The organism is Algoriphagus sp. 4150 (assembly GCF_031457395.1).
Classification (GTDB): domain Bacteria; phylum Bacteroidota; class Bacteroidia; order Cytophagales; family Cyclobacteriaceae; genus Algoriphagus.
In genome coordinates this window covers 131,679-152,736 of sequence record NZ_JAVDWS010000007.1, presented here as the reverse complement: position 1 = coordinate 152,736, position 21,058 = coordinate 131,679, and the positions used below count along the sequence as shown (strand labels likewise).

Below are 21,058 nucleotides of genomic sequence, written 5' to 3'. Positions count from 1 at the left end.
AGCCGACTCATTTAGGCTGAATGTACCATTCTTAATTTTTAGCATGAACTGAGTAGTTAGAACCTTTAATAAATAAAGCAGAGGCCAATCCACCTCCTCCGATATTAGATTGAAAATCAAATCCGCCTCCGCCGGAAGTGTTTTTAAATTCAAATTGGTTACTTGAATTTAGGTTCATATAGAACGTCTCATTTCCATCTGAACGTTTGAATCCAAGTTGATTTGTCCCGTTAGTATAACCTATACTAAGCAGTGAGTTTGGCGAAGTTGTGCGGACTCCAACATTCCCATCATTGGTTAAAGTAAGAATCTTGCCCTAAGACCAATCTATTCCCCTACCGATAATGAATTTATCTGCATCTGAATTATCGATACCCGTTACCCATCTTTGAACGTTGGTGAGCAAATATTGAACCTTAGCATCCCCGGTGCCTCTTTGTTCTATAGTCAATCCTACGTTAGCATACACATAATCATCGTTATTGAAGATATGGAGCATGCTTGCAGGAGCAGACCTGCCGATCCCGACATTTTCATTTGAAGACATTCCTACGATCCCGCCGGGAATAAAAAGTGTTTGGCAATAGGCTGAGCTGCTTAAGAAAACAGCTAAAAGAAAAGTAATCAAATGTTTCATTTTTTATGTTTTAAAGTGGGATTTATGCTTGGGGTAATTATTCAACTGATTTAATATTATTCCTTGCAGGATTATAAAAAGCAAGCGTTCACAATTCAATATATAACCAAGATACCGTGTCACAAAACTATTACCTCCATTTACCCTAGTAGCATTCATGCATCCTATTTCCTAACAGCCCAAATGGATTCCCGATATCGCTGCGCTCATACGGGACAAGAGCTATCAGATCGTGAAATTTGACCGGGTGCTTTTTAAGTTTGGTTTATTCTTCCTTAATCAAGCTGTCTAAAAATTCGTAAAACTCAAGAAATTGGGGATTAAACTTTATATTGCTGTATATATTTGTCTTCTCTTCAATTATTTTTTTACCGTTTAAATAGCCCAAAACTGATATTACGGGATAATCTGATACAGGTGCTGGTTCTTCTTCTTTCGATAAAATTATTTTTTCAGTTTTATCTATGTAAAATTGGTTGATAAAACGTAAAAACTGTTGAGTAATTCGCACTTCATTTACATTTTTTTCAAAATTAAAGTAGGCACTTCGTATCTCTATCTTTTCTTTTGTGTAAGAAAAATGATACTCATTCGCTTCTGTGTTTTTCCAATAATTTACTACTATGCTGTCTACTTTTATTTGAATTTCTTGTTTCATTTCCACTATGCTTGAATGTGCTGCTTTACTACTTGAAGATGGCTGATCACAAGAACTAAGAAAATACAACATTGCTGTTATTGTCAAAATATTCATAATTTCTTTCACCTTTTATCTTTGTATTTGTTGTAAAGGTTTCGATATAAGGGATCAACCGTAGTCCGCCCTGTTTCATCTTTGATATATTCCAATAAATTTCTCATATTAAATCCCTTATAATCATCTGTTGTGTTACCCCAAAGAGATTTATAATTGATGACATTTTTATACGCTAGTCTGTGCGATTTTAGATGTTCGTAATTCCCTTGTCCTTTCTTTATATGTGAATTCTTCTCAGAAATCCTTTTGTCCCATACTCAGTCAGGCTTCTAGCCTGCATAATCCTGTGCAATTTGGTCGCAGCCGTAGACCATGGTGTCTCCAGTTGCTCCCCTATTTCGGCAAGATCCCTTCAAGCAAATAGTATAGAAGCCACGATAATCAAAGTTATGACAAGAAGGGTTAAAACCAATTTGATGTATCTTGCTTTCTTTTCTTCCCCAGCTAACTTAGTTTGACCATATTTCCAAGCAAGAGAGAAATATAATACTACTGATACAACTATAAATAAAATCTTGAAAGCTATCATGTATTAGTCCTTTTTCTCTTCCGGAATCAATCCTGCTTTATTTAAGATATTAATAATCTGTGTAGAAAATCTCTCAGAATCATATCCTGTATCGTCTAACTTAATCCCATACTCACTGAGATTAACAGAAAGCCTCTCTTCAAATTTCTCCATAAGAGTATTAAAAGTTGAAATAAAGTCCTCATGGGTTCTGCCTATTTTCCCAGTTTCAATGAACTCTAATCTCGAACCATCTAAGTATATTGAAGCTCCTGCTGTTATTCCAGGAACTTTTGGAATGCCAAAATTAAAACCGCTAATCAACTCAGAGACATTTTCTGCTTTAGGATTAAAATTTACTTCTCCGCTAGCCTCAAACGGTAATACTCCTGCAGGTCCACCCAAAAAACCTCCTAAATTCATACCGTAGCCACTCAGTTCATGAATTGTTTTAGCTTGCCAGTTTAATCCGCCAGAACCCCCAACTGCTATCCCCAGGCCACCTTGAACCCCTAATGATGGTGATTGATAAATACCAATATTCCCTTCAAAATCAAATGCAATTCCTAGATGATAACTAGATGTTACTCCTACACCTTTATAAATTGGAATCGACCCTCTTAGTCCATATTGGACATAAAATGCCTCTAGCCCATCCAAGTCAATTGCCTGAATAGGCGTATTACTAGCAAACTGATAAGGGGTCAGCATCGGATATGAACCGGTCAGCGGATCCACACTTAAAAACTTCGCAATCTCCGGATTATAAATCCTAAAGCCGTAGTCGTAAGTAGAACCACCTCCCCCTAAACCTTGCGGGTCTTTTTCCTTCCCGTTAAACCCATAACGATATCCACTGCTTTCTGTTCTGCCACCCATCGCCAAGCCAAATGGATTCCCGATATCGCTGCGCTCATCGGGACAAGATCCATCCGATCTGGAGATCACATCTGTCCAGGTGCTATCGGACTTCATATGGATACGGTCGGAGACCACGGCCAGCACATTACCCAGATGGTTGGACAGTTCATATTGTTTATAGCCTAACGTTCTGTATCCGGGCTTGGAAGCATAGGCCAGATTCCCCAGTCTGGACGAGCCGTAGATAGGCCTTTCTGAGATGGTATCGGCCTGATAGACTGCCATCACATTCCCGGTTGCGTCTCTTACATATCGGGTGATCCCCCGCTGCAAACTGGCTCAATCCTAAAAATGTCCACAGGACATTTTCTTAACGTTCCGTCCTCACTTGCATCGTATCGGAACTCTATTAGCGAGCCCGAAGACTTGACTACATTCTTTCCTTCCTGCCTGCTAACAGCACAGACATTTGATTACCAGTCAATTATAATTAGCCAGGGTTTAAAGCTAGTCGTAAATGTAAGTGATAAACACAAAAACAAGCATCCATTAACTATTATCACAAGAGTTAATTTCAAAATTCAATAACAAGACTATTTGTACAACCAAGGAATTAAATAGTCATCTTCAAAATTAAAATCATATGAAAATGACAGAATTCCTAGGTTCTTTGAAACTACCATAGTTAGCAGATTAGCAGTTTCAATATGCTCACTCTCTGTAATATTAATTCCAAATTTTGGAAGGGAGAACTGAGTTACTCTAACAAGAGAATCGCTTAAAGGTTTTACTTTGAATGAATACCCTAAACTTACATAATCATTATTTAAATATTCACAATCATTAACAGACATAATAAAATACCCATTCGTTTTCCATTTAAACATAACAAATTCCACATTACACAATCTCTCATCTATAGGAATAAATAAAACACTATCTTGTCGCTCGCCCCAATACCCAGGTAAATACATGTCCTTATACTTTAAAACAAATAAATCAAAAACAGCACCTTTACTTATTATACTATTGCCTGAAACTCTGTAAAAGAAATCTTCCTTATTATCTGAATCAATTATGGAAGGAGTATTTGGAAAAACAGTCTTAATCATACCTGAACTATAGTCATAGGAATTTTCTTTAGCCAAGCCCTTATAATAATCGAATTTGCAGTCTTTAACACTACAAAATGAAAATAAAATTGGAATAAACCCAATTAACACCCTATTCTTTATTCTTTTCATTTTGAAATAATTTTTGTATTTTACCCAAATCACTATTCTCTGGGGTCTTTTCAGGAGAATACAAAGGAGACACTCCAAGTTTATCATAATACTCTTTCCCAAACCCCTCGATATGGTCGTCAAACATATTACTCTTTTCAAACTTTTTTAAATGCAAGAAAATCTCGTGAATTAATGTATTATCTCTAGCAGAACCACTTTTTTTCCTATTCAACAATACAACATAGACCTCGACTCCTTCACCTAACTTATCTTTAATTTTATCCAAAGGAAGGTTAGAATCTAAGAACATTCTTTTATCCCTTATTATATCCTGCCTTGAATACTTAATCCTAACTGCATAATCACCAGTCTCATGCTCTACAATTGAATTAATTTTATAAGAAACAATTGAATTTTTATAAGTCACCCCATTGGATCCCTTAGAGTTCTTTGATCCAAATTCTTCTGTAAAAGCAAAATATATATGTACTTTTTCTTTTAAATCTGGATTATTAATTGGATCTCTAAGTTGTTGTTTAAGGACATTATTTGAATTAACTATTTTAAAGAATGAATTCATATACTGGGAAGCTTCTTTAGTAACTATTAGTTTTTCCAATCCATCCAAATCAATACTCCTGATTACATCATTTTCCGCATAAGCATAGGCACTGTTCCAAGGAAACTCCCCTGCCAACGGATCCACACTCAAAAACCTGTGTACGGTTTTTCAACCAAAGAGCGCTCCTTCCTACCAATCACTAAACAATACTACTCAAATCTCCAAAATTCATTAAGTATATAAATCACCTTAAATTGACAAAATCATTTATCTTCTATGGAAAATTAATTTATCTCTATTTCATACCAAAAGAAATCTTATTATACACATACTCTATAGTGCTAATATTCTTATTTATCAATTCAATATCTAATTCAATTTCATCTACAATCTTATATGAACCAATCCATTGAATCATTTTTTTAAAATCTTCTTTAGTTTCTATCAAATCATTTAATCCAGAATAAAATGGAGTTATCTTCATAATATTAGACTTCTCTAAATTAAAGACCCAAATTAAAAACTCTTCTCCACCGAACAATAAATATGGTTCTGACAAATCTTTCTCAAATGTTAAATAAGAGTTTAATAAGATTTTATCGAGAGATATAGATTTTCTCAAATTATAAGTAAAAATATTAAAATAAAGGCCAACATCAAAATCAATAAATTTTCGATCTAACTCTAAATTAGAAAATGATAACTGACTAAAAAAAAATTTAATATCAATTAAAAGTGAATCTAAGACATTATTTCCAAGTAATATCTTTTCGTTATTTTTCACAAACGTTAAATTTACTTTTGATAAATAATTCCAATTAGAATGGCTCTCATCGTCAATAGATGAGATTATTATACTTGAATTTTGATTTAGTTTTAATTCTAATTCATTCATATTCATCCTATTTTTGAATCTTCCCTCTATTGTTTACAACTCCTTCACGAATTAATGCATTCTTTTCTGGTTGAAGTAATTCGTCCCAATTCCTCTGATGTCCATGGAATTGTCCAGGACTATGTTCATCCAAAATAACAAAATGATCCTCTTCAACAGCTATCCTTCTACTAAAACCTTCTCTCTTTTTATTTAATAAAAATGAGTTATCTAATGCCTTCTGGCCATCAACAGGTCTAGAACTAGAAGATCCCACTTTTTCACTGCCATGTTTTAGATAGGTTGAATCATCATAAATTCCAAAAATAGAAACCTCATTAGATAATGGACCCTTTAGGGAAAATTCTCCATTTGCATCTAGTTCGTATTTCCCATAATAGCTGTTTAATTCTCTCTTTTCAAATTCACTTAAATTTGTGTAAGGTTTATTTGACAGCTCCTTGAATCTGTGTTTTTCATAATTCAAAAGGCTTGCGAACTGAGCAGACTCTCCGGGATCAGCAGGTATCAGAACATTCAAAAAAGCCCCTATGGATGAAGATAAAAGCCTGGCAGCACCCATACCACCTCTCACCCCAATCTCAACTAACTTTCCACTACTATTGACAGCCAATTTTTTGCTAACTTCTGCACCCGTTTGCTTTAAGATCTGAGTGCCTGTCTGTTTTCCTATTTCATTAACTACGATTTCTGGTTCCAAACCGTCCAAATCGATTGCGGCTATTGGAGTATTCCCCGCAAACTGATAAGGCGTGTACCAAGGATAATCAGGACTCAACGGATCCACACTCAAAAACTTGGCAATCTTAGGATTATAGATCCTAAACCCGTAATCGTAAGTGCTTCCGCCGCCGCCCATGCCGGGTGTATCCTTTTCCTTCCCGTTAAACCCATAACGGTATCCTGAGCTTTCTGTTCGCCCATCCATCGCCAAACCAAATGGATAATAGTCTGATCTTGAGATCACCTCGGACCAAGTACTATCGGTCTTCATATGGATACGGTCAGAGACAACCGCAAGAACGTTGCCGAGATGGTTAGAAAGCTCATACTGCTTATACCCCACTGTCCTATAGCCAGCCGTGGAAGCATAGGCTAGATTCCCGAGTCTGGAGGAACCATAAATCGGCCGCTCAGAGATGGTGTCGGCCTGATAGACTGCCATCACGTTTCCACTTGTGTCTCTCACATATCGGGTGATCCTCGCCTGCAAACTGGATCGATCCTGTTTCTTTTCTACTGTATACTTTGCTGTCAAGGACAATGGATTGGCACCCAAAAATCTCTGTACAGTTTTTTACCCTATTTCCACTTTTCCCTATACATTTATCCAGTCAAAGAACGCTTCCAAAATGCCGTTGCATTTCAGCACGTCAAGATATGTATTTTATCACTTTTACTTTCAAATGAAAGTAAAATGCTCACCAATAAAAAAACAAAGACTTCTTTCATAAAATGTGGCTGCTCTGCATTTGAAAAACCTTCGGTTTGCCTTGACTTAGCGTATCAGGTTTCATCCTGCCTATTTTAAATAGCTAAAAAGGCTCTCCTTTACCAAAATCCACTCCCAATGGTTTGTAAGATTTGTATTCTGGAAGTACTTCATAAAAGTAACTTGATAAACTATAAATAGCCTCACCTAGAGTTGTATTTTCAAAATTTCTGACTGATACAACTGAGACATCAATGAATGCCCGTATCAAGCGATCATTGAAAGGTTTATTCCTTACACAGAAGTCCTTCATTGTTTCGAGTACTTCCCGTGTATCCCTTGTAGCCCAGCCCTCTTCCCCATCTATATAGTTAAGAACATACTTATCGAGCTCTAGAAGTACTGCCTTAATTTTAGAATCACAATGAATATAATCAATCATTCTTTTCTTCCTTAATTACTTTTTTTATTTCTGGACTGAAGTACTGAAGGGCACCTCCCTTATGTTTTTCGATATCGGCAGTTGTGCTTTGTAATACTTTAATATCTTCCGTCACAACGAATGTTCTCTTTGTTCTACCAGTAATGTCAATTCCAAGTTTACTTGGATCTTCTCCAGGCTTTGTAAAATAATCTCCAACACCATGCTTACCAACCCATTGTTCAAGAACAGTTCCTTCTTCAATTGTCGTTTCAAAGACATCCTTCCTAAAGTCAATACCTCTTAGGTGATTTGCTATTCGTTGTGGGTTTTCTGCAAAGCCGGGAAACTTAGCGTAGAACCTACTAGCTCCTGCTTTGAGACCTTTACTAACTAATCTCCCAAATTCATCACCATTCGTCCCCGGAATTTCCCCGTCATATCCTAAAGCTCCAGCAGCAAAACCTAAAGCTTCAGGGCCATATTTCCCAGTGGCCAGGATTCCGCTTGCAGCGGAGCTATAAGCCCAAGGGAGCCAAACCGGCATGCTCTCCACAGCCATAATGCCTGCCAATGGAGCCAATACTGTACCAAAGGCAATCCAAGTATTGATCTTATTTTTCCCATCTATTTCTGCAGCCACCGATTTCACATCGCCGCCTTTAATCGCAGTTACGTTTAATCTGTGATAGTCTTGCCATCCAGCATATTGTCCCTCTAAACCATCAATATCTATATTTGCAATGGGGTTATTAGAAGCAAACTGATAAGGTGTAAGCATCGGATAGGAACCGGTCAACGGATCCACACTCAAAAACCTCTGTGCGGTTTTTCAATCAAAGAAAGCTCACCTTATCATAGGTATTTCAATTTTGTAATACGGACGACTGGTAAAATCATCCACATAAAGATTTAGATCACAAAAGTATAAATATCCTTCATGCAATATAAATGGGTGTCCTCTGTTCCCCTTTAATTGATAATGAGCTCCATTAATAAAAAAATGATGGTAGTTAGAATTTACGGATCCTAACCAATTATTGGCTACCCCACCTCTTCCATAGGTATATTCTATATTTTTATCTGTTGAGTAATAGATATCTTTATGTGAGTTTGCTATGCTGTCTATGTTGTTGCTTACAAATTGACTCACCTGTTCTGGTAAGTCCTGAAAAACGACTTTTTCTGCCTTAGATAAGTCAAGGTCATAAACCTTTTCTTTGCACGATACCGTGAATAACAACAAGAGTGATAAAATTAAATGGTTCCTCATGGGATTTTATTATTTCTTTCGGCCCTACCCTTAAGTTAGTAGAAAACATGATTCTTAGTCGGTTTAATTGCAAGAGAATACGCATTGTTGGGCATTTAATTGTCAAATGACAGTCTCTCATATTGAATAATCAGCTGTTGGACAGATTCTATTCTCTGACTTCCATTAAATTCGTGGTAGAACCCTAATTTCAATCCTAAACCCATGTGTAGGAGTTAAGAATCTAATTTTTTATTCTACTGGTCTTATTGCTTTCTTTAATCATCTTTAATTCTTTATTATCTCTATTGAGGTTAGTTAGAGAAGAAATTAAAACAATCAATAAAAAAACTAAAACAATACCGATTAGCTGTGCCCATCTATTCAACCTACTTTCTGGTCTAAACCAAATACTTATAAAATGCATAAACACACACAGAAATAACAGTAATTTGAAAATAAGATCACCCCCTGAGCTACTCATATATATCAAGTAAATAAACGAAACATAAACAATCCCTATCAACAAGTTCACCGAGAGCACCTTAACTTTTATCTTTATCATGGATTCTTCCCTTTAAAAGCCTTTTCAGTTTTATTTAGGATCTGTTCTTGAGACTGTTGCTGTGAATGTAGGCTATGTCCCGCACCGTCCTTTAAAAACCACAATGATATATTTCCAAATACTTCCCCAAAATAAACGAAAGGTGCTAAAATAGTTCTTTTCACTTCCTCAGTCCCTAATCTCTTATAGGTACTTAGTTCAATATTCATTTGAGCATTAGGATCTCTTCTAGAGCCTTCAGGCCCTTGATTAAGTGGATTTATTATAAAGTTATCAGCTGTACCAAAAAATTGAACCAAATCGCCTTTACTATAAAAATTCAAATAGACACCTTCACCAGTTGCACTTGTTTGAAAATCCTCTCTTTGCGGCGTCTCAATATTAATTATATCTACTAACCAACTTTCATTCTCTAATCGATTCTTCAATAATTTACTAATATTCCCACCATGACTATGAGATATCAATGTTACATGCTTTATATCTCTCAGATCATTTTCTTCTGAAGTAATCCATTCATAAATCTTATCAGCTGCCTCCACTCTTGCTCCTGAATTATTACTTCCTGACCATGAGGCATAAATCATCTCTTTTTGGACATCGCCCCAATTTGTAGCTTTTAGCATATTTTTAGCAAAAACACTATTCCAAGTTTGAGGATTAGACCATGTACCATGTACCGCAATAGCTTCCAAACCATCTAAGTCTATATTGACAATCGATCCATTTGAAGCATATTGATAAGGTGTGAGTTCTGGATAGTCTGCAGCCAGCGGATCCACACTCAAAAACCTCTGTACGGTTTTTTACCCCGGACTCACTTTTCTCTACACGGCTCACCGGTCAAAGAACGCTTCCAAAATGCCGTTGCATCTCAGATACTCAAAGTTTAATTAATATGGTTCTGCCCTTAAGTTAGTGGAAAATACAAATTCTAATAGGTGAAATTAAGGAATGCTATCGAGTTAAAGGCGTTTAAAAGCATCTACTGTTGCTCGCCCCCATTGGGCTTGTCTTCCAATAAATTCTAGGTAGAACCATTAATATTAGCAACAAATGAAATTAAAGAAGACACAATATTTCAATAAATAAATTCACTCTATTTTATATTTCTCATAAGGGGTGTTATTCGGAAAAGATTATCTTCTTCTACTTCATTATTCAATGACCAATAGTCTACCAAGTCAACAAAAATTATTCTTTCAGATTTTAATATTGATTTTATTTCGTTCCATTTGTCATCAATTTCCAAATTATTCTCATTTAGCAAATCATCATAAGAAGAAAGTATAAGAGACATTACTGCATTTTTTTTATCATCGCACAAATTACTTTCCTTATAGAACTTAACAAATTCATCAATTCTGTTAGAATCTGCCATTTCTATCTCCCAATCCTGTTCCATACCTGTATAAGGCAATAACAACTCCTTACTAAGCTGTTCAATTATTTCTTTTTTTAGTATCATAAGGAATAAATTAAGGGATTAATGGATAAGCTGTTTTAACTCCACCGCCACCAGGAATAAGTCGTATATGAGTAGCAGCTTTAAATGTTCCATCTGGCATAATAACTCTTGCAGGAATGCCTTTTGGAATAGGAATATTCACAGCCCCATTTGCTGTTTTACCTACGTTGTCTAAAATAAATTGAGCAGCTTTTTGATTATTCAAGAATTGACCTTGTGCCATACCAGAACCTTTAGCTCTATTAATCAAAAAGTTTGTCATATCATCTCCGTGAGTAGTAAATGTATGACCAAAAGTCTTTTTAGTTAACTGTATTCCCGTCTTAGTGACAGAATTCTCTAAATTCTTCAACCCTCTCTGTATCCCAAAATTGGCTGTTACCGCACCAACCTGACCAAATGCTTGTGCTGTGCCCTCCATTTCATTCAATCGTATTTCCTCTGCATTGGTTGTTTTTGCAGGATCGTAAATGTTAATCCCATCAAAATTGTTTTTAGCCGCTTGAAAGGCTTCCTTCATATTTGGGAACCTGTATCCTACATCTCCTCCATTTTCCATCGCAGCATGCACAACCACTTCTTTTTCCAAAGGAAAATGGAATGTCGGATTCCATCCGAAAATCCCCAGTATTGTTGACATCTGGACTTCACGGCTCTTTTGAACTCCTAAGAAGTTGAAGACTTGTACGGATTCTCCTGACTGCTGTTTTTCGATTGCGAAGCTGTAATGTATCCTTTCCAACCCATCCAGATCAATCCCATCAATTGGTCTGTTACTCGCAAACTGATAAGGGGTCAGCATCGGATATGAACCGGTCAGCGGATCCACACTCAAAAACTTCGCAATCTCAGGATTATAAATCCTAAAACCGTAGTCATAAGTGCTTCCTCCTCCGCCCATGCCTTCCGGGTCTTTCTCTTTCCCGTTAAACCCATAACGGTATCCTGAGCTTTCTGTTCGCCCACCCATCGCCAAGCCAAATGGATTCCCGATATCGCTGCGCTCATCGGGACAAGATCCATCCGATCTTGAGATCACCTCAGCCCAGGCCTGTCCGCCGGGGCGGATGCTGTCGGTCTTCATATGGATGCGGTCAGAGACAACCGCAAGAACATTGCCGAGATGGTTAGCTCATAATGCTACAAAGTCTATGCTCAATCCTTAAATCAAAGAACGCTTCCGAAATCCTTTGTATTCGCTTCGTCAAGATATATATTTAATCAGTTTTTACTTAAATTCGAAAGAGTTTACATTTGAAAAAAGAATTTTATCAATCAAACACTGTTTTTCCATAAGTAAAAAACATGCTTCTCAGCAGGTAGACTTACTCAGGCTTATCCAGCAGCTAGAGGACGAGGACAGACAGACCATATTCAAACTGATCGACAAGATGCTCACCAACAAAAATTCAAGGATTTCTCCCAGAAAAACGTGGTAGCTTTGTAATTTTATTTATGTACTATACCATAAAACACGAAACAAACACAGAGGAGATTGGCTCCGACTTTCCCCAGGCTAGTTGCTTAACGTTAAACGAAGCTCATAATGTCAGTTTTGACGCGTTTACCATCCCATCGCCAAACCTCGCCTTCAAACTTGGTAATCGTACTAAACTTACCGATGTTCTGAGCCAAGCTGCTATTTCTGCACATGGTTTGTTGATCAGCCACAGATTTAAAGTACTACTTGACTCATTTAACATCATGGCACATAAATTTTATCCAGTAACTGTCGAGACTGGAAAGAAAGAAGAATTATATTTTTGGATGCATTTGGTTGATATGAGATTTAATAATAAAATTGATTATTCTGGCTCTACCTTTTACTGGACCAAAAGCACTTTTAGAAAAGGTTCTATCTGTCTCTCTTCTTACGAGGATTATCTCCAACAAAAAAAAGAAAATGGGTTATTATGGGGAGTGGGAATTGACAAAATTTCTTTAGGCAACGAATTCGATAAAACTTTGGATTTGATTAGCAGCATACCCTTCGATATGGGAATTTATGTTTCTGAAAAACTGAAGACTGCAATATTTGAAAATAACGTAACTGGTATAAAAGTCAAAGAGGCCACGAACATCTGTTAGAGGCCTCCTTTCCTTCAACTATCTTATTATTAAATCATTTATTTTCTTTCCTCCTTCAACAGTCTCTCCTTGTATTTGATTTCTTAACTGACCGCTAAAATCCTCCAAAAATTCTCTCGCTTGACCAGGAGTATAATTTTTATTGTCCTTTGTAAATCTATCTAGTGCTATTCTTATTTGGTCAGTATATGCTGGATGATTGGCATGCTGACCTGCGTTTTCGGCTAACCTAAATCTTTTAACCGCTATACCATTAATCTCACCGTTAAATTCGAAGCCAGCACTAACAGCATCCTGAACCAATTTATTTTCCTTTAAAAGCTGAGTAGGTATAATATGATGTGCCTCTAATGATTTATCAGTGATTTTTAAAGCAGCTCTTAATTTGTCAGCATTCTTTAATGCCAACTTTATAGGCTTAGTTACAAAATCAGCTCCTGGAATAATGGATAGGCCACTTAGTGTCCCAAGAAGATAATTCCCATTGCTAAAGTCATTATAAGCATCTTGGCCATCAATAAACCAGTCAAGAACTGGAATAAAGCTGCCAACAGTCCTTAACTCATCCCTAGCTCTGTCAAGCTCCTCCCTTCCTGGACCCTCGTGTAAAAACACCACTCCAGGAGGAGGCGTATGCTGATGAAAATCACTAGCCGGAATGATATAGCCGCTTCTTGAATCAATATAAGCTCTCTCAAGTCCATCTAAGTCTATATACTTGATAGGATCAAGGCCGGCAAACTGATACGGACTCAGATAAGGGAAATTGGCAGCTATAGGATCCACACTCAGAAACTTGGCTATCTCCGGATTATAGATCCTGAAACCGTAGTCGTAAGTAGAGCCTCCCCCGCCCATTCCTTCCGGGTCTTTCTCTTTCCCGTTAAACCCATAACGGTAGCCAGAGCTTTCAGTTCTGCCGCTCATCGCCAAGCCAAACGGGTAATAATCAGATCGTGATACCACCTCGGACCAAGTACTATCGGTCTTCATATGGATTCGGTCTGAGACAACCGCAAGAACATTGCCGAGATGGTTAGAAAGCTCATAGTTTTTGTACCCTACAGTCCGATACCCTGCTTGGGAAGCATAGGCCAGATTCCCGAGTCTGGAAGAACCATATATCGGTCGCTCAGAGATGGTGTCGGCCTGATAGACCGCCATCACATTTCCACTTGCGTCCCTCACATATCGGGTGATTGCCGTTCCTTGTTTCTTCTCTACCCTATTCCCTGCCGCATCGTATCTAAACTCTATCGGTGAACCCGAAGATTTGGTCACTTTTCTGACTTTGCCCGACGGGGTCCATTCTATATCTGTCACCCCTTCTTCCTTATCACTGATCAGATTGCCTATGGCATCGTAGGTGTACTGCCCGCCAGGCGGGGCGGGGACACCCGGCGATCCCTCGATAGATGCACTGAAGGTGGAACCGCTGCGGATATGGGTGTCCGGCAGTAATACTATCTGTTCGCTGGCTTTGAGTACGGCACTCTGCCCTGAAGGCAATACCGCTCCGTCCCTCACTGTAATAAAGCGGTAATGCTGTCCGTCTGACACCAACGGATTGCTGTTATATACTTTGCTGTCAAGGACAATCGGCGGGTATTCACCCACCACCTTACGCAGTTTGTTGGTGCCCGGATAGTACTCGTAATCAAAATCATGGAGCAGCGATGCCTGTGAGTCGTTACGTTTCAGCGTTAATAGATTCCCGTTGGCATCATAGGTATAGGTAGCATCGTATGCCTTTGCCGTCGCTGCTGTCCTGGTAGTAAAGTTAGTGGTATACTCCCGCAAACTTCTTGCCTGTACGATCCGGTGCAGCTGATCATATTTGTACAGCATTGCCTGCATATCGTATTGGTCCTGGGAACCTGCCAGCTCGGTGTTCATCCAGGAAATATTGCCGTTGTACAGCCCCGTGTTTCCGCTGACCGTATTATTTCTGGTCCAGAGGGCATCCCTGCTGTCGGTAAGTACAATTCCGGCGGTGATCGGCACATAATCCCCGCTATAATACCCCAGCGCAAAGGCCATCGCATCCTTGCCTGTCCGCATTGCACCTATACCATCCCCTCCCGGATCTCCGCCTCCCGGCATATTCACTCCTTTCAGCCAGCCCTGAAGGGTATAGTAGTAATCCAGCCCCTGCACCTTATGCTCACCCAGTTCCACCCGCGCAAGAGGGCCGTGCGGATAATAATAGTAGGTGGCATCGGTAGACCATAGGTATCCGTCCGTACTGGTCTGCACCGTCTCGATGCGGTTGTCCGCATCATATACATAATGATGCACCAGCTGCTCTGCTGTCCCCGGCTGGTAGAATACATAATTTACATTGCCGCTGATCAGGTCATATTTGTAGGCCGTGATCTTATGAGGCAGTCCCGGGATCTGCTGGAGCAAGCTCTTTACGTTTCCATGCGGATCGTAGCTGTAGGCGGTCAGCAGGGTATCTGTCTTCCCCTTCTCCAGATGGGCGGTATAACTCACCCGGTTCCGTAGGTGTTCCTGGGTAAATTTCTGATGCAAGCCTGCCTTAGGCGTATCATACCCCGTGATCGTGATATCCCGACAGGTATAATCCGGTCGACGGGGAAAATCAAGTTCCTTAAACTTCTTTTTTAAACTGTCCAGATTTTCTGTGGTGACAAGCTCCCCGGTTTCGGTGATTCTGCCCAACCGGTCGTATTTACTATAGCTATAAGAATCCTCTGTTGCCTGTTTGGCATTTTGGGAAAGCCTAAGCTGGCCGATGGCATTGTACCAAAACCTGGATATTCCACCGTCGGGGCTGGACTGCCAGACCAGCTGGTTCTTGCTGTTGTAGCGGTACTTGGTCGGCAGTTCATGGGCAGGATTTACCGCAGCCCCCGATTTCACCTGATTGACCTGCTCAGTGGTGAGCGGTTTCACCCCTTTGGGAGGGACCGTCTGCACCAGATTAGTAGCCTGGTCATAATAGTACAGGGTATAATGGTACTCTTTATTGGTGACCGTCATATTCAGAGTCTCAGAGACATCTTCCATACAGGCAGTTGAAGCGGCTCTGAGATACGATTCCACCCATTTATCTTCCAATTTTTCCACTGCAGCTTCCCTTATAGCCGCACGGAGTGTGTCACGCTCTGCCAGACAGCGCTCCACTACCTCATCCCAGTCAGGCACATAGCTTACAGAAGCCAGCCAGGGGTTGAATGCAGGATCAAGTTGATAGGCAGTACAGACGGTTTCAGTTTGGGTTACATAGCCTTCTATTCTTGCTTGCGGCGTTAAAAGTACGATCGTAGGGTAATCCGGATTGGTGACATCAGCCGTATATTGTCCCACACAGCCATAACAATTGCCGGCCGTGGGTGCAGGACAATCCACGTAGATGGAATCATTGGCAGGTGAGGCACCCGTCACAGCATTCCCCTCCTTGTACCATTGGTAATTGGAAGGACTGCTGAGATCTTTACCCACATCGGTTGATAAATTTACTCCTCCGCTGTTAAAGACCACGTATTTCGTCTGTTCAGAATGTGTCCGTTGGGGAGAATAATAATTTGGCTGTGGCCAATACTGGGTCTTTCCCCCCAGATCGGTAAAATAATAGTAGTTATGGGATATTCTGAATTGGCCCGGTCCATTGGTCAACAAACATAATGGTATATCGCCCGTCAGTTGATTCATTTGGGCATAGAACAAAACCAAATTGGTAAGTGAACAGAGACTTGCAGGCAACTGGCCTGTCAATTCATTGTAATCTATTCTCAGCGTATGCATGTTGGATAGATTGCCAAGCTGAGAGGGTACGTTACCGCTTAGCTTATTATCTGACAGGTTTAGGAATTGAAGATTTGTCATACCTCCCAATTCCGGAGGAATTGGACCTTCCAGTTGGTTTGACAGCAACAATAGGTTAGTGACTTTTTTTAGATTCCCAAAAGAGGCAGGAATCGGTCCCGTTAATTTATTGTTGTACATAAACACCAATTCCAAGTTGGTGAGGTTTCCAATTTGAGACGGAATGTGCCCTACGATTTGGTTGTTATGTACATAGAATGATTTTAGTTGCAGCAGATTACCGACAGACGGAGGAATCACTCCCGAAATACGGTTTTGCTGCAAGTGGAACAACTCAAGCTTGGAGAGACTGCCGATAGATGCCGGTATTGAGCCTGTTAAATCATTATTGTATAAATATAGATTCCTAAGGCTGGTAAGTTCCCCTATTGAGTAAGGCACAGAGCCCGTCAGCTGGTTATCGTTAAGAATCAGGAATTCCAGTGAAGTAAGATTGTTCAGGTAGGAAGGGATACTTCCTGTCAGGGCATTCTTCGAGAGTTGGATAACTTCAAGCTTGGACGAATACCCTATGGATTGGGGGATATTTCCTGAAAGCTGATTATTATCGAAGTGGATTTCTCTCAAGCTGTCCATTTCGTGAAACACATTCGGCAGTGATCCTGAAAGGTTGTTTGCCGGAAGCAGCAGTGCCCTTAAATAATCCAAATTCCCAATACTTGCGGGAAGTGATCCGGTAAGATTGTTCCCGGTTAAATGCACCCGGGTCACATGGCCATTGGCATCCACAGTCACTCCGCTCCATCCATGTACTGACTGTACCACATTGGGATTTGCGGTGCTCCATCCCGTCTTGTTAATCCAATTTGCGCCACCCGTTGCCTGATAAATATCCATCAATGCGCTGTATTCTGCCTGACTTGGTAAAGCAGTAGAACTGGTAGTAAAGTTGGTGGTACTACCCTTCAAAGCGGAGCTCTGGGTTTCACTCCGGTTTGAAGAAGGGCGTATCTTAACGTCCATACCCAGTCTCTCTTCCAATTCCAAAGCCAAACGGGTCGCCAGTTGTTCAAGTTCATCCTGCTCCCCATCAGTCATGGCCGGCATTTGTAATTTCTGAACAGGTGTGTTCTCTGCCATGTACATTATTTGGCAATTATCCTCACCGGGCAGCACAGGCTCCGTAACAATTGATTCGGCAGCACAGATGAACGGATTTTCTGTAGCAACTGCGGCAAGGGAACAGCCTTTTGATTGCAGCAGGTTTGCCACCGGAGCCAATAAAGGACTGTTCAAATCCTCGGTCAAAATCAGGTTGAAGAAATTACCTGCCCTGTCCTGATTGAAATAACTTGTGAGAGAATTCCTCATTGTATTCAACTGGGCTGTGGTAAAGTCAGCTGAACATTTGCTCTGTACCATCGCCACCACCTGATCAAGTTCCTCTTCGGATACCGGCTCTTCCAGGCCATTCTGGGTAGCCCAGGCAGAAACCTCGCTCAAGTCTTTGGGCAGGTCATCCCAAACCAACAAATCCTGCATAAAGGCCGGACATCCGCTTATAGCCACAACTTTCTTCTTTACCCCTGCACTGGCTTTATTGTACAAAGAAGAATACATCTGCCATTGCGCACTGTCAAGCGCACTTTGTAACTGCTGCTCTGTGATCTGGTTCTCCTGTCTTTTCTTGAATAGTTCAAAGTAAAGCACATGAAAACCAGTATTGGGATCCTTATTGCCTTGGGCATTTACCCACATGGCTCTATTCTCCGGGGCTACGACTGCCGAAAGTGATCCGCTGATTCCGTTACCCAGAATAATATTCCCCAGTCTACCGTTCATCTCACTGAGACGGGAGGATCCCACACCGCCCGATTGATAAAAGGGGTCTCTACTAATTAACGGAATATAATCATTGGCTACTGCTTGGGACATGGTAGAGATTTGTACCAGCCCAAGCTCAAACTTTCTGGCTCCCTTGTTCTGAACCATCAATTCATATTTGCAATAATCCGGATGGGTCCTGATCCTCGATGCAACTACGTCCGGGTTGGATGCCTGCTGTTCATCCATCGAACCCAACACTTCACTCCTAATCTGTGAATAAACGCCCTCCACTTCAGCTTCAATCACCCCGTCGATCGCCCAGGTTATAGCTTCCGCTGCTTCGGGGGAAGTTTCGTCACAGATCTCACAGTCTCCAAGGTCTTGACCCGCAGCACTCTCAACAACCACTTTCTCCTGCTGGAATACGGTACTACTTCTGATCTCAGATATAATTTCACTGTAGGACTTTTCTTTCACCATCAGCTCTTTGATGATTCTATATTCGCCAAGTTTGGGGAGGACAATTGAAATAGTTACTGCGCTGAAATCCGTACTCACCTGACAGTCCGATGCCGTAAAATTCTTTCTGAATATCTCTGCCAGCGGTTCCTCGTCTCCGGCTATAGCCGGTAAAGCTACCAACAACCCATCCGGATCCACCAAGCTCATGCTCAGGGTGAATTCGCAATTTTGACATCCTAACTGATCCAAATCACTTCCGATTCCCGTCAGGGAATAGGCAAAGGTATATGGCGTGTTGGCGGTCGTGTTGACAAAGGATGCATCGACGAGTTTGCTGCTCCCGAGCGTTTTGTTATGCGAAATCAGATCATAGACCACAGCCCCCCATCCTGCATTTTGCCGGGCAGAATACTCTGCCAGAGGGGTGACGTTTGGCGGGCTGTTTCCGGCTAGAGCCGTGGCAACCACCTGGCCTTCCTGGTTGAGGTATTGTATAGAAGCCTGGTCATTGGGATCCACAATGACTTCTTTGCGGTAATGCACGGCATCCCCTACATTGGTCCCAAACAGGCGGATTAGCTCCTCAGGAAAGGCCTGTGCATAGAACTTTCTTGTGGTATTGGCCCCATCAATCCGAAACCGGCTTCCCGGCTGACTCTGTTTCTTTACCCTACCTGTAGGATCGGGGGTGTACTCGGTAAATACAGCAGCATACCCCTGGGCGTTAGGGAGATAATCCCTATTGACTATGGAAGAGTCTGTATTGTTTACTGAATAATACCTCCCCGTGCCACTGCCGCTCTGTATGGTATTATCGACCACCACCCCGTTATCATAATGGTATTTCCTCTTCCCTGTGGCATTCATTGCCGTGTTGACAAAGGGTTGTATTTCCGGTCTGGTATTGTTAAATCGGTTGAAATTGGAACGGTAATTAAGACTCCCGCTTTTTACCGGAGCCGGCAAAAACTGCACGGCCTCCCTCCCCTCAAAATCATACCAAGTTTCTGAGACCAGCGTGTATTCCCCACCGCTCAGGGTACTTAGCTGCTGCCTGGAACGAAGCGTACCGTCCAGGTAAGACACAGTCTTTTTGTATCTCCCCCCCTCTATGAAATCCGTCCTGACTTGCCAGTTGTACTTTGTCTGCTGATTACTGATAGCAGTTCCGCTGTTGGGGCTGTAAGACCAGCCTCCGGGAACCTTCTTGTCGGGAAAGTCCGGATGATATCCCACTGCACGGACACGGTAATACAGTTTGCCGCTTGGATAATAGATAGGATGGGAATAACTGTTGGTCGTTAACCGTACCCCTACTCCTTCCCGGTGCGCAAATGCGCCGGCCGCCGTGTTCCCCGTATAATTATCATGGCTAGAGATAAATACCCACTCCAAGTCGTACTCCCTAAAATCCGCATTTGGTGCAGACCAGCTGAGCGTGGCCACGTTTGCGGTATATCCCACAGTCAATGTAGGGGTTTGGGTGGGATTGAAAGTATTCCCTACTCTCTTGTAAAGTTTCTCCGTTAATCTTACCCGTGCACCCGGAACTGTGCCCGTGGCTGTTTTGGAGTGGATTCTAAACTTGTAATCTCCACCACATGAGAGGGCAACATCATGGAAAACCACCCCGGTCCAAGTTCCTGTTAACGAAGAAATGGACAAGGGTTTGGTCCATTTGGTCACCCCATTATCCAGAAGGCTGATCTGAAGGTCTGCTTTCCAGTCCACTTCGGTCTTAAAATCTCCCAAGTCATAGCTGAGCTCAAAGCCCACATAATATTGACCCGTAAGGCAGGGAGGGGTCTGGAACACGTCAAATGTGTTGCCCGTAGCGAATGTATTCCATGGAATTACATGCTCAATGGGAGAGAAGGAAGCAATGCCCCCGGGAGACATCTGAAGTTCTGAAGGGATAAAGCTCCGGTTTTCCGGAATCTTGATACTGATCTCCCGTGTAGTAGCGGAAAACACAGTCCCTTTCTTGGTCTTCACCCGGTAGGTATAGGTGTTCCCGACGGTCAAACTGCTATTTGTAAAGGTATTCAATGTCCCGGCGACGGTCGTCAGCTGGGTAAAATTACCGTTGTTTGTTTTCCTTTCTATGATAAAGGAATCCGGGGACTCGCCTGAATAGGTCCAGACCAGCTTCACCGAATTGTGCGAAGCAAACGATGCCTGAAAAGAGGAAGGAACGGAAATGGCCAATGCGCAAGCCTCTAATTCTGTAACTCCGATGAATCCCAAAATTATGACCAATCTTACGATTGCAACCTTCCTAAAATACCTGTATACATTTTCCATA

Annotated in this window: 15 protein-coding genes; 1 reads left to right on the top strand and 14 read right to left on the bottom strand. The window is 41.0% G+C overall.

From position 1 onward, the window contains the following. Window positions 1–316: 316 nt before the first annotated feature. The 13 genes from J2X69_RS11630 to J2X69_RS11570 all read right to left on the bottom strand — a co-directional run bounded on the left by J2X69_RS11630 (window position 317) and on the right by J2X69_RS11570 (window position 11,668). Window positions 317–637: a hypothetical protein gene (locus J2X69_RS11630; protein ID WP_310103382.1), complete on the bottom strand. Its 321-nt coding sequence runs from the start codon at window positions 635–637 to the stop codon at window positions 317–319. A gap of 265 nt (window positions 638–902) precedes the next feature. Next, entirely contained in the window at window positions 903–1,391 is a 489-nt protein-coding gene (locus tag J2X69_RS11625; RefSeq protein ID WP_310103379.1) for a hypothetical protein, read from the bottom strand. A 535-nt stretch (window positions 1,392–1,926) separates the two neighbouring features. Next, window positions 1,927–3,048 carry an RHS repeat-associated core domain-containing protein gene (locus J2X69_RS11620; RefSeq protein WP_310103376.1) on the bottom strand — a complete coding sequence of 374 codons (1,122 nt, stop codon included), beginning with the start codon at window positions 3,046–3,048 and terminating at the stop codon, window positions 1,927–1,929. Between the two features lie 308 nt (window positions 3,049–3,356). Beyond that, window positions 3,357–4,007 carry a hypothetical protein gene (locus J2X69_RS11615; protein ID WP_310103373.1) on the bottom strand — a complete coding sequence of 217 codons (651 nt, stop codon included), beginning with the start codon at window positions 4,005–4,007 and terminating at the stop codon, window positions 3,357–3,359. Then, window positions 3,988–4,701 (bottom strand): hypothetical protein, encoded by a 714-nt coding sequence (locus J2X69_RS11610; protein WP_310103370.1) that lies wholly within the window; start codon window positions 4,699–4,701, stop codon window positions 3,988–3,990. The genes J2X69_RS11615 and J2X69_RS11610 overlap by 20 nt, the downstream gene beginning before the upstream one ends. A 145-nt stretch (window positions 4,702–4,846) precedes the next feature. Beyond that, on the bottom strand, window positions 4,847–5,446 hold the full coding sequence (locus tag J2X69_RS11605; protein WP_310103367.1) for a hypothetical protein: 600 nt from the start codon (window positions 5,444–5,446) through the stop codon (window positions 4,847–4,849). 7 nt (window positions 5,447–5,453) lie between these two features. Then, entirely contained in the window at window positions 5,454–6,704 is a 1,251-nt protein-coding gene (locus J2X69_RS11600) for an RHS repeat-associated core domain-containing protein (protein ID WP_310103364.1), read from the bottom strand. 277 nt (window positions 6,705–6,981) lie between these two features. Next, window positions 6,982–7,320, bottom strand: a complete 339-nt coding sequence (locus J2X69_RS11595) for a hypothetical protein (protein WP_310103361.1) — start codon at window positions 7,318–7,320, stop codon at window positions 6,982–6,984. Beyond that, entirely contained in the window at window positions 7,313–8,113 is an 801-nt protein-coding gene (locus J2X69_RS11590) for a hypothetical protein (protein WP_310103358.1), read from the bottom strand. Before J2X69_RS11590 ends, J2X69_RS11595 begins: the two co-directional genes overlap by 8 nt. A gap of 33 nt (window positions 8,114–8,146) precedes the next feature. Beyond that, window positions 8,147–8,572, bottom strand: coding sequence for a hypothetical protein (locus tag J2X69_RS11585; RefSeq protein ID WP_310103356.1), 426 nt, complete (start codon window positions 8,570–8,572; stop codon window positions 8,147–8,149). A gap of 540 nt (window positions 8,573–9,112) precedes the next feature. After that, window positions 9,113–9,904 carry a hypothetical protein gene (locus J2X69_RS11580; protein ID WP_310103352.1) on the bottom strand — a complete coding sequence of 264 codons (792 nt, stop codon included), beginning with the start codon at window positions 9,902–9,904 and terminating at the stop codon, window positions 9,113–9,115. 311 nt (window positions 9,905–10,215) lie between these two features. Then, complete coding sequence (locus tag J2X69_RS11575; protein WP_310103349.1) at window positions 10,216–10,584, bottom strand: hypothetical protein; 369 nt, start codon at window positions 10,582–10,584, stop codon at window positions 10,216–10,218. Between the two features lie 10 nt (window positions 10,585–10,594). After that, window positions 10,595–11,668 carry an RHS repeat-associated core domain-containing protein gene (locus J2X69_RS11570; RefSeq protein ID WP_310103346.1) on the bottom strand — a complete coding sequence of 358 codons (1,074 nt, stop codon included), beginning with the start codon at window positions 11,666–11,668 and terminating at the stop codon, window positions 10,595–10,597. Between the two features lie 371 nt (window positions 11,669–12,039). Here J2X69_RS11570 and J2X69_RS11565 point away from each other — a divergent pair, with 371 nt between their 5' ends. Beyond that, window positions 12,040–12,672, top strand: coding sequence for an imm11 family protein (locus J2X69_RS11565; protein ID WP_310103342.1), 633 nt, complete (start codon window positions 12,040–12,042; stop codon window positions 12,670–12,672). Between the two features lie 18 nt (window positions 12,673–12,690). Here J2X69_RS11565 and J2X69_RS11560 read toward each other — a convergent pair whose 3' ends face one another. Continuing rightward, complete coding sequence (locus tag J2X69_RS11560) at window positions 12,691–21,057, bottom strand: RHS repeat-associated core domain-containing protein (RefSeq protein WP_310103338.1); 8,367 nt, start codon at window positions 21,055–21,057, stop codon at window positions 12,691–12,693. Window position 21,058 lies beyond the last annotated feature (1 nt).